The following is a 10,035-nucleotide window of genomic DNA, read 5'->3' on the forward strand; positions in this document are numbered from 1 at the left end:
AGTGGATTTTTAGATGCGACTACGTCTTGCTACCTACAAGATTTCTTATCATCTTTAGTAAAATATGATAGAAAGTTTTTGTATCTTTACTTCGCTATGCTCTTAGCTGCAAGCAGAACACATTCCTTTAGATGAAGTAAGAAATTCTCTTTTTTAATACCTTTAAGATAATCTATGTTTATCATATCCCCGTCTGCTTACAGTAGCAAGACGAAGTCGTATCTAAATAGTTTTCCATACTGTTTATATGATTTTTGCCATTAGCGAATTCATTCTTTTAATGCTTTACTCTATAATGAGCTTAGCTCCATAATCAACCAAGCCATCATAAGCCTTCCAGCAATCAGAATAGAGAGTAAAGCTATCAAGCTAGCTAGAAGCGCAAGCGCAAGATTGATTATTTAGTAAATTCCGCTATTTTTACAGCTTCTATGTCAGATAAAAAATGTTATAAAATTTCTCTAAAATTTATCTTAGAAATTCTTGAATGGATTATACACTTGGTTCTCATGTTTTTCATGGCAACTTAATACTTCTTATATTTAAATTAAGTTCCGTTAAGTCTAATTTAATATTGTATATGGGTGATTGAGAGTTAATTCTTTTTTTGCTTGCTTTTAGAATTTGAGTTTGTGGTTTTTTTCTCTGTATTTTCGGTTGGCGGCGCAGCTTGTTCCGGCGCGGTCAAATTTTTATCGGGTTTTAAAAATCCCTCTTCGACCATCAGCTCTACGGCCGCTCTAAACGTCGGTAGCGCGCTCTGTGCGCCGAAATAATAATACGGTTTCTTTGGCTCTCTGGCTAAAACACCTATCGTATAGCTATTGCCCTGTGAGTCGTTGACGAATCCGAAAAACGAGCCGTTATAGGTATTTGCGTAGCCACCGGTCGTGGCGATGTGTGCGGTACCTGTTTTACCGCCGATTTCTAGGCCTTCTACCTTCGCTCTTTTGCCGGTGCCGATCTCGACGGTTTTTATCAGGATGCGCTTCATCCTTTCGGCCGCTTCTTGACTTATGGCTTCGACCGGTTTTGGGTCGTTTACGACGAAAAATTTGCCGTCTTTATAGAGCGAGTCCACGACCTTTGGCGTCACCATTACGCCTTTGTTATTAAATACGTTATACGCCTTTAAAAGCTGGATAAAAGTCGCTTGCAAGCCGTATCCGTAGCTGATCGTAGCTTTGTAAATTTGCGAATTTAGCTTGGCTACGGGCGGCATATTTCCGACCTGCTCGTATGGCATATCGATGCCGGTTTTTTGTGTGAAGCCGAAATTTAAAAGCCCTGAGTAAATTTGAGAACCGTCTAGGCGCTGGGCGATTTGTATCATGCCGATATTTGAGCTGTATACAATGATATCCTCAGCCGTGAGAAATGGCTCTGGGTGCGTGTCTTTTATTGTGCGTTTGCCCAGCTGGTAGACGCCGTTGTAGGTGTTTATCCGCTCGAGCGGATTGATTTTGTCGTTTGCTAAAAGAAGGGCGAAAATAAACGGTTTAAATACCGAACCGACCTCGTATGCATACTCGGTTGCTGAGGAGTTTAGTGACTTGTAGTCTTGTTTTCTGATGTTTGAGGGGCTATATCTAGAGGTGCTGGCAAGCGCTAGTAGGCCGCCTGTTTTTGAGTCCATTATGCCTACGATTATCTCTTTTGCGTTTAGAAATTCTTTCTTTTCGTCGATGATCTGCTCTAGTCTGGTTTGCAGTTTAAGCGAGGCGTTTAAGATGATATCGTATCCGTCCACGCGGTTAGCCAAATTTGAATCGCTCGTAAGAATGATGTTGTTTCCGATATCTTTTGGGCCTAGCAGTTTTGCGTCTTGGATCGAGGAGATGTAGTATTCGTAGGCTTTTTCTACGCCTTTTACGCCCTCGGTTTTAGTGATACCGTCTTTTTCGACCTTTTTTACGTAGCCTATCATCGGAGTGAGCGCGTCGGCGGCGACGTATTGCCTGCTTTCGCCGCTTTCTACTATGCTCATATTACGCAGTATTGCAGCACCGGTATTTGGGTCTTCGTAGGGGATAAAGATTTTTTTTCTATACAGCTTTTTTGATAGCTCCTGTAGATACGCCGCGCCCTTGGCGTCGATCTTATAGGATAGCGTAACGGCGCCTTTTTGGCTGTTAATGATTTTAGTTACGCGCTTGATATCGTCGCCGCTATATATACAGTAAAGTTTGATAAATAGATCTTTTTTATCGGGGTCGATGTTTCTAGTATCTACCATCACTTTGTAGAGCTTTTGGCTGCCGGTTATACTAAAGCCGTCTTTTGTTATTATGTTGCCGCGTAGGGCCGTGTTTATGTCGCTAGTTTCTAGTTTTGGCAGTCGTCTTTCTATATTTGCTCGGTAAAAGATAACTGCCAAAAATATGCAGATAAAAAACAGAATAAACGCAAATAAAGCGATTGTTTTTGATTTTCGCTGATTCAAGGTTTAAATTTGCGTTCTTGAGATTTCTTTGTATGCGCTTAGGGCCTTATTTCGGATCTCTAGCATGAGTTTCATCGACGTGTCAGCCTTGCCGATGGCGATGGCTGCTTGATGTAGATCTTTTACCTCACCAGTGGCTAGATCGGCGATGGCTTTATCTGCGTTGATTTGTATCTCGTTTAGCTCTTTTAGCGAACTATCTAGCACGTCGCCGAAATTTAACTCACCTTTTTGATTTTGCAGAGTCTTTGCTTCTTTTTTTTCAAACGGTGAAGCGACCGAGCCGATTTTATCTATATTTGTCATAAAATTTAACCTTGTAATAATTCTAATGCGCTTTGAGCGATCGTTTTAGCCGACTGAAATGCCGAAACGTTTGCCTGATAGGCGCGCGTGGCTTCGATCAAATCCGCCATTTCGATGACGGGATTGATATTTGGGTACGCTACGTAGCCCCTCGCGTCGGCGTCTGGGTGAGACGGATCGTATTTTAGCTTAAAATCCTTATCGTCGCGCACTATCTTGTCAACTACGACGCTCATTATAGCAGGTTTTGCGTCTTTTGTATAGAATTTATCGTCTAGCGGATTTTCGTATTCGAGCAAGTTGTGTTTTTTCGCCACTTCGTCGTTTAGCACGCTATCAAAATCAACCGCCTTAAATATCACCTCGCGGCGTCTATACGGGCCGCCTTCCGCCGTTCGCACGGTGTTTGCGTTGGCGATATTGGAGCTAATGACGTTCATCCTAAAGCGCTGGGCGCTTAGTCCGTATCCGCTGATGTCAAAGTCGCTTAAATAATTGCTCATAATCTATCCTTAAATTTTGCTGCTAGCGTCGATCACGTTTTTAAATATCTGGCCGCTTTGCCTCATGGCTCTATCTAGCGCAGTTACCATTATCGCGTTTTTGCTTAGCTCTGTCGTCTCGACATCTAGATCGACGGTGTTTGCGTCGTTTCGCGCCATGTGTCCGTCTCGTAAAAATATTGTCGCTCCGTTTGACGCCGGAAAATCCACGCGAGGAAAGTGCGCGTCGTCCGTTTGCGCGAGTTTTAAAATTTTATTTTCGTCTTTGCCGTAGATTTCTTGCGCCGTTTGCGATAAAGCCGCTTCAAACGCGATGTCGCGGGCTTTGTAAAAAGGCGTGTCGATGTTTGCTATGTTGCTAGAAATCATCTGCTGGCGTAAATTTCTGCTTGCCAGCGCGCTTTCTACGAGCGGTTTTGATTTTGAGGTTTGGATGCCTGCGAACATTTTCCTGCCTTTTTCTCTAAATTTTACGAGATAATAAGCAAAAGACGTTCCAAATTTAGAGTAAATTTTTAAATTCGCCAAAGCCGCTAGGCTGATTTTTTAGTTCGTTAAATTTGGCTAAAAACTCGCTTCGTCTCATCGCTTTTGCGCCCATAAATTTTAGGTGTTCGTTCACAACCTGGCAGTCGATGAGAAAATCAAACGGCTCTAAAGCGCGGCAAAGCGCGATGAGAGCAACCTTTGACGCGCCTGTTTTTAGGCTGATTATACTTTCGCCGCAAAAGACTTTACCGAAAATTTGCCCGTAAAGTCCGCCTGCTAGTTCTCCGTCATCATACACCTCTACGCTATGCGAGATACCTAGACGGTGCAAATTTAGGTAGGCGCGTACGATGTTTTCCGATAGCCACGTTGGTTCGCGTTTTTCGCGCTCGCTTTTGCAGATTTTTAGAAAATTTTCAAAGTCGTAGTCAAACCGTACTTCAAATTTTTTAAGCGCGGATTTTATGCTTTGTTGTACGCGCACTTCGCTTGGAGCTAGCACTGCGCGCGGATCGGGCGACCACCAGTATATGGGCTCGCCGGGTAAAAACCACGGGAAAATGCCTTTGTCGTAAGCTTGCAAAAGAGCATCAGCGCTTAGATCGCCGCCGACGGCTAAAGGCGAGTTTGCGGGGGCGTTTGCGGGGTCTGGGAAGTTATAAATTTTTTCCAAATTCGACCCCGCGACCGCTTATTTTGTGGCTTCAAATTTAAACGCCAGCTCGCCGTTTTTTAGCGCGATATTTGCTACGCCGCCGTTTTTTAGTGCGCCGAAAAGTATCTCGTCGCTAAGCTTAGTCGAGATCTCGTCTTGAACTAGGCGTTTTAGATTTCGCGCGCCAAATTCCTTGCTATAGCCCTTTTGCCAGAGGTATTTTTTGGCTTCGGCGGAGGCTTTTATGACGACTTTTTTCTCGGCGAGGCTTGAGTTTATCTCGTTAATTATCTTTTGCGCGATGAGGCTTAGCGCGTCCTCGCTAAGGTCGTTAAAATGCACGATTTTATCGATGCGGTTGCGAAACTCGGGGCTAAAAAATCCCTTTACCGCGGAGTCCGCTTTACCGCTTTCGTCTTTGCTAAAGCCCAGCGTCGGAGCCTCTTTTGAGCCCAAATTTGAGCTCATTATGATGACGGCGTTGCGAAAATCGCTCTTTGCGCCCGTGTTATCGGTGAGGCTAGCGCCGTCAAAAATTTGCAAAAATACGTTTATCATCTCGTCGCTGGCCTTTTCAATCTCGTCAAACAAAATCACGCTATAAGGGTGTTTTTTAACGGCGTTTGTGAGTATGCCGCCCTCTTCAAACCCGACATATCCTGGAGGCGCGCCGATGAGTCGCGATACGCTATGTTTTTCCATGTATTCGCTCATGTCAAATCGCTCGAAGTGCACGCCCAAATTTCGCGCTAGAGCCGCGCTTAGCTCGCTTTTGCCCACGCCGCTTGATCCAGTAAATAAAAACACACCGACTGGCGCGTTTGGTTGCTTTAGCCCCGCATAAGAGCGTTTGATCGCCGCTACTAGCGTATCTACGGCCTCATCTTGGCCGAAAATTTCGGACTTCAGTCTTTGGGCTAGATTTTTCAAATTTGCCGCGGCGTCCGATTTTAGATTGGTATCGGGGATATTTGCCATCTTGCTCAAAACCGCGCTTAGATCGGAGATTTTTACGGTTTTGCTTCTGTTTTGTAGGGCTAAGGCCGCGCCGACCTCGTCGATGAGATCGATGGCGCTATCTGGCAAAAATCGATCGTTTAGGTATTTTTTGGCTAGCTCTACGCTTTTAGTTAAAATTTCGTCGCTAAATTTGACTCTGTGAAAGCTCTCGTATTTAGCGCGAAGCCCTTTTAGGATCTCGACGCTCTCGTCCGCGCTCGGCTCTACGACGTCGATTTTAGCAAATCGGCGCGAGAGGGCTTTTTCTTTTTCAAAAAAGCTGCGATACTCCGCGTACGTCGTTGCTCCGATGCAGCGAAGCGAGCCGTTTGCGAGAGCCGGTTTTAGTAAATTTGACATATCAAGCCCGCCGCCGTTTGTAGCTCCCGCGCCCACGATAGTGTGGATCTCATCGATAAAGACTATCGCGCCCTCCTGCTCAGCCACCTCGTCCATCACGTCTTTTAGGCGCTTTTCAAAGTCGCCGCGGTATTTCGTGCCAGCTATCATCGCGCCGATGTCTAGTGCGAAAATTTGCGCCTGTTTTAGCCTCTGCGGCACTTCGCCGTTTGCTATTTTTAGCGCGAGCCCCTCGACTACGGCGGTTTTGCCCACACCCGCTTCGCCCACTAGGATTGGATTATTTTTCTTACGGCGGCTTAGCGTTTGCATTAGCCTTGCTAGCTCGTTTTCTCGCCCTATGATCGGATCTATTTTACCCTCGGCGGCTAGTTTGGTTAAATTTGACGAGTATTTGGCTAGGTTTTGGAAGTTTTTAGCGCGAGTCTGCTTGTCGTCTTTTGTTGATTGCTTGATCTTTTGCGGATCGACGTCGTAAAATTCTAAAATTTTAGCCCCGTACGTGTCGCCTCTGGCCGCGATTTTAAATAGCAAGTCCCTAATGCCGACGTTTTTATCTTTTAGTTCAGCGTTTAGCTCTTTAAAAATTTGCTCCAAAAGCACCGTCATACGCGGCTGTTTGTGGTGCGGCACCTGCTCGTTGGTTTGCAAAAGATAGTTTTTTAGATCGCTTTTTAGTCCCTCGACGTCGGTGAGTCCGGCCTCTACTAGGATATCTCTAGTCTCTTCGTTTAAATTTACCAGCACGAAAAGTACGTGCTCGCTGGTTAGGTACTCGTGAAAATTCGAGTAGGCAAACTGCCCGGCCTTTTCCAAAAGATAGCTTAAATCCGAGTCAAACATCATTTCCTCCTCTTTGCGCCTTTTGCGCACCCGTTTTTGCGGGCTATTATTCTTCCTCGACGACGGCTTTTAGCGGGTAGCCCGCGGCGGCTGCTGCTTTTAGCGTTTGGTTTTGTTTGGTTTGGGCGATCTCTTTATTGTAGATGCCCGCCACTCCGCTGCCTTTGTTGTGGATTTTTAACATCACGGTTACCGCGCTTTGGGCTGTGTGGTGAAAAATCTCGACCAGCACGCTCACGACGAAATCCATGCTCGTAACGTCGTCATTTAGTAAAACAACCTTAAATTTGCGCGGAAATTCAGGTTTTTCTTTTACGGCGATGCCGTGCTCCCGCTCGGTGGCGGTTTTAGCGGGCATTTTTTATTCTCTCGTAATCTTTCGTCATCGCGTCTAGATGGATGCCGCCTAGGTAGTATTTCACGCCGAATTTTCCGCTATCTACGTCGGTTAGCTCCTGATATACGCCGCCTTTTAGCACCATTTTTATCGGCACGCTCTCGAGTCGCTCGTATTTTATATCCTCTAAAATTTGCGCCGAAAGCTTGTCGTTTGTCTTTATATCGTTTGAGATAAAGTAAAAGGCGTTGTATTTTTGCGCGAAATTTTCCACGACGTATTCGTTCGTGACGTTTTCAAAGTGCGTAAGAGCGACTATCGTAAAGTCGTTTAGATTATCGATCTGAAATTTAGTGAGATCGGGCGCTTCTTTTTGACACGGCGGACAAAACGTGCCGAATATATCAAACATCAAAATTTTATCCTCATCGCCCTTGATAACAAAGCCGCCCTCGACGCGCTTTAGCGTGAGGTCTTTGCCAAACACGCTCTTTAGCGCGATCTCCTCGCCCGTTTTATAGCCCTCTATCTTTACCGGAGCCTTTGCCGTCTCGTCCTCGCCGCAGCCTGCTAGAAATATCGCGCAGGCCAAAGCCGCAAAAATCGCCTTTATGGTTTTTTTCATATTATTTTCCTTGTTTTGATCTCAGCTCGGTTATGCTCTCGCCGCCAAATCCGTAGTCGTCGGTGCTGACTTCCTCTATCACGACGACGGTTCTGCTCGCGTCACGCTTTAGCGTATCGCCCAGTAGCTTCGTTACGCCGGCTATGAGCGCACGCTTTTGCTCGGCGCTTACGGCTTCTTTTTCTTTTGTGATTTTTATATTTACGTAGGGCACCCGTTTTCCTTAGATGTATTTTTTCATCGCCGCACGCGCTTCTTTGTCGGCTTCTTTGCGTTTTATCGTCTCGCGCTTATCGTGCAGGTTTTTGCCTTTTGCTAGCGCAACCCGCGCCTTTACGATGTTTTTATCATTTAGATAGAGCGCTAAAACGACTAGCGTGAGGCCCTCTTGCGTGACTTGACCGAAAATTTTATCTATTTGCTTGCGGTGCATCAGTAGCTTTCTCGGAGCCCGCTCGTCAGGGCGAAATGCCGAGTGCGTCGTATTTAGGTGGCTGATGTGCGCGTTTAGCAAAAACAGCTCGCCCTTTATCACGCGTGCGAAGCTATCTTTTAGATTTGCTCGGCCTGCCCGTAGAGCCTTTACTTCGCTACCCTTTAGCACGATACCAGCCTCGAAGGTCTCGATAATGCTAAAGTCAAACAGCGCCTTTTTATTTTTGGCTAAATCCTTACCCATTTTTTACCTTTTTATTTTAAGAAAAACACGCTCGCGCCGCTGCCGCTTAGGAAAAAATCTTTAAATTTATCCATCTGCGGATAAATTTTAAAACACGGTGCAAAAAGATCGTTTAGCTTACGATTTTCGTATCGCTCCAGTAGCTGCGCAGTCGTCATCTCACGCATTTTTACCGCTAAATTTACGTCGATACTATCCATAAAATTTGCTCTAAATTCGCCGTAAACCGCAGGCGTCGAGCAAAAGACGCCGGGCGTTAAAATTTCTACCTCTGGCACTTCGTCGTTAAATTCGCTTATTATCTCGCCGATACCGCCGACGTTTGCCGCGTCAAATCCGCTAGCGAAAAACGCCACGTCCGCTCCGATATTCGCGCCTATTTTCATCAAATTTTCGCGAGTTAGTTTTAAATTTAACTCCCCGTTCGCCATCTTTAAAAACGTAGCCGCGTTTGAGCTGCCTCCGCCAAGGCCCGCGCCCAGCGGGATTTGCTTTTTTATCACGATTTTATGCGAGGCGAAAAACTCGTCCAGCTCATCTTTAAAGCCCGCTTTTTCCAGCTCAAATTTGGCCTTTAAAACGATATTATTTTCGATATTTTCGTTATCGCACTCAAGCGCAAAGCCGCTAGATTTTTCAAAGAAAATTTCGTCGTAAATCTCGCGCCGCAAAACAAAGCGAGAGACGATCTCGTGGTAGTTGCCGCGAGTGCCGACGATCTTTAAAAAGGAGTTGATTTTCGCGTAGCTTTTCATTATTTTACGATTTTATCGCTCAACTCTTTTAGGCTCGCTTCGCCCGCGCCGTTTATGGCTTGTTTATTTTCTGCCGCTACGTCTTCTACTAGCTCCGAGCGCAGGATCATCATATTTTTAGGCGCGTCGATGCCGATTTTTACGCCGCCTTTTGAGATGCCAACGACCGTGATTTTGATATCGTTTCCTAGCATTATGCTTTCGTCTTCTTTTCTTGCGAGTATTAGCATTTTTCGACCTTATTTAGTTTATATGTTACGGTTTTGTCTTTGATTTCAATGATACTAAAAAATTCATCAAAGTTTATTAAATATAGCCCTTCGGCGCCAAATTTTAGCTTCGAGGCGTCTAGTTTTTTGCCCAGCATTACATCTGCGGGGTCGCCTAGATATTCGTTTCGTGGCAATGAGATAAAATCAAGCGGATTTAAAAACCGCTCGTTTTCATAACCAAATTTACCTTCGCTCACGCGTTTTAGCGCGCTAAGAGTTGCTTTTACGCCAAGCTTTTCGGCTAAAATTTGAGCGTACGAGCGCACGTATGAGCCCTCGCTAACGCTAATGCGAAAGCTCAAAAACGGATGCATATACGCAGTCAAATTTACGTCAAAAACGCTCATTGTTTGGCTTTTTAGCTCAAACTCTTCGCCCGCTCTTGCTAGCTCATAGGCGCGCTTGCCGTCTATGTGCTTGGCGCTAAATTTAGGCGGTACGTAGGCGATCTCGCCTTTTAGCTCGGCTAGCGCCGCCTTTACGTCCGCTAAATTTAACGGCGGGCAAGGCGTGATTTCCCCGATATTTTCGTTATCCAGACTGGCGCTCGTCGCACCCAGCCACATGGTTGCTTCGTAGATTTTAGGCGTTTTATCTATGTAGTTAAAAAGCCGCGTGTGATTGCCTAGAGCCACGATGAGGCAGCCGCTGGCAAAGGGATCAAGCGTGCCCGAAAAGCCCGCCTTTTTTACGCCGTATTTGCGCTTTAGCCTACTTAGGAAATGATTTGAGCTGATATCTGCGGGCTTGTTTGCGACAAAAAGCGCGT

At 45.6% G+C, this 10,035-nt stretch carries 13 protein-coding genes and 1 pseudogene; all 14 read right to left on the reverse strand.

Features of this window, described 5'->3' with window-relative positions:
- Positions 1–119: 119 nt before the first annotated feature.
- A pseudogene (locus tag Q0314_RS03535) lies at positions 120–520 on the reverse strand (hypothetical protein); the annotation flags it as partial.
- Positions 521–595: 75 nt separating this feature from the next.
- The gene (locus Q0314_RS03540; protein ID WP_298056563.1) at positions 596–2,443 is read right to left on the reverse strand and encodes a penicillin-binding protein 2; all 1,848 of its coding nucleotides are present in this window, start codon (positions 2,441–2,443) and stop codon (positions 596–598) included.
- A 3-nt stretch (positions 2,444–2,446) separates the two neighbouring features.
- On the reverse strand, positions 2,447–2,749 hold the full coding sequence (gene fliE, locus Q0314_RS03545) for a flagellar hook-basal body complex protein FliE (RefSeq protein ID WP_009495241.1): 303 nt from the start codon (positions 2,747–2,749) through the stop codon (positions 2,447–2,449).
- Positions 2,750–2,754: 5 nt separating this feature from the next.
- Positions 2,755–3,252 (reverse strand): flagellar basal body rod protein FlgC, encoded by a 498-nt coding sequence (gene flgC / locus Q0314_RS03550; protein ID WP_002946576.1) that lies wholly within the window; start codon positions 3,250–3,252, stop codon positions 2,755–2,757.
- 9 nt (positions 3,253–3,261) lie between these two features.
- The gene (gene flgB, locus Q0314_RS03555; RefSeq protein WP_297937000.1) at positions 3,262–3,699 is read right to left on the reverse strand and encodes a flagellar basal body rod protein FlgB; all 438 of its coding nucleotides are present in this window, start codon (positions 3,697–3,699) and stop codon (positions 3,262–3,264) included.
- Positions 3,700–3,754: 55 nt separating this feature from the next.
- The gene (gene aat / locus Q0314_RS03560; RefSeq protein ID WP_298056565.1) at positions 3,755–4,414 is read right to left on the reverse strand and encodes a leucyl/phenylalanyl-tRNA--protein transferase; all 660 of its coding nucleotides are present in this window, start codon (positions 4,412–4,414) and stop codon (positions 3,755–3,757) included.
- A gap of 18 nt (positions 4,415–4,432) precedes the next feature.
- Positions 4,433–6,598, reverse strand: coding sequence for an AAA family ATPase (locus Q0314_RS03565; protein WP_298056568.1), 2,166 nt, complete (start codon positions 6,596–6,598; stop codon positions 4,433–4,435).
- Positions 6,599–6,644: 46 nt separating this feature from the next.
- Positions 6,645–6,956, reverse strand: coding sequence for an ATP-dependent Clp protease adaptor ClpS (locus Q0314_RS03570; RefSeq protein ID WP_298056570.1), 312 nt, complete (start codon positions 6,954–6,956; stop codon positions 6,645–6,647).
- Positions 6,946–7,560, reverse strand: coding sequence for a TlpA family protein disulfide reductase (locus Q0314_RS03575; protein ID WP_298056572.1), 615 nt, complete (start codon positions 7,558–7,560; stop codon positions 6,946–6,948). Before Q0314_RS03575 ends, Q0314_RS03570 begins: the two co-directional genes overlap by 11 nt.
- A gap of 1 nt (position 7,561) precedes the next feature.
- Positions 7,562–7,774, reverse strand: coding sequence for a 4-oxalocrotonate tautomerase family protein (locus Q0314_RS03580; RefSeq protein ID WP_002946585.1), 213 nt, complete (start codon positions 7,772–7,774; stop codon positions 7,562–7,564).
- Positions 7,775–7,783: 9 nt separating this feature from the next.
- A complete protein-coding gene (gene smpB / locus Q0314_RS03585; protein WP_298056575.1) occupies positions 7,784–8,239 on the reverse strand; it encodes an SsrA-binding protein SmpB in 456 nt (151 codons plus the stop codon).
- 11 nt (positions 8,240–8,250) lie between these two features.
- Positions 8,251–8,994 (reverse strand): 4-(cytidine 5'-diphospho)-2-C-methyl-D-erythritol kinase, encoded by a 744-nt coding sequence (locus Q0314_RS03590; protein WP_298056577.1) that lies wholly within the window; start codon positions 8,992–8,994, stop codon positions 8,251–8,253.
- Positions 8,994–9,224, reverse strand: a complete 231-nt coding sequence (csrA, locus tag Q0314_RS03595; protein ID WP_298056579.1) for a carbon storage regulator CsrA — start codon at positions 9,222–9,224, stop codon at positions 8,994–8,996. The genes Q0314_RS03590 and csrA overlap by 1 nt, the downstream gene beginning before the upstream one ends.
- Positions 9,218–10,035, reverse strand: an 818-nt coding sequence (truB, locus tag Q0314_RS03600) for a tRNA pseudouridine(55) synthase TruB (protein ID WP_298056581.1), incomplete at its 5' end; no start/stop codon positions are given. The genes csrA and truB, both read right to left, overlap by 7 nt.

Source organism: uncultured Campylobacter sp. (assembly GCF_938040115.1).
In the GTDB taxonomy this organism is placed as follows: domain Bacteria; phylum Campylobacterota; class Campylobacteria; order Campylobacterales; family Campylobacteraceae; genus Campylobacter_A.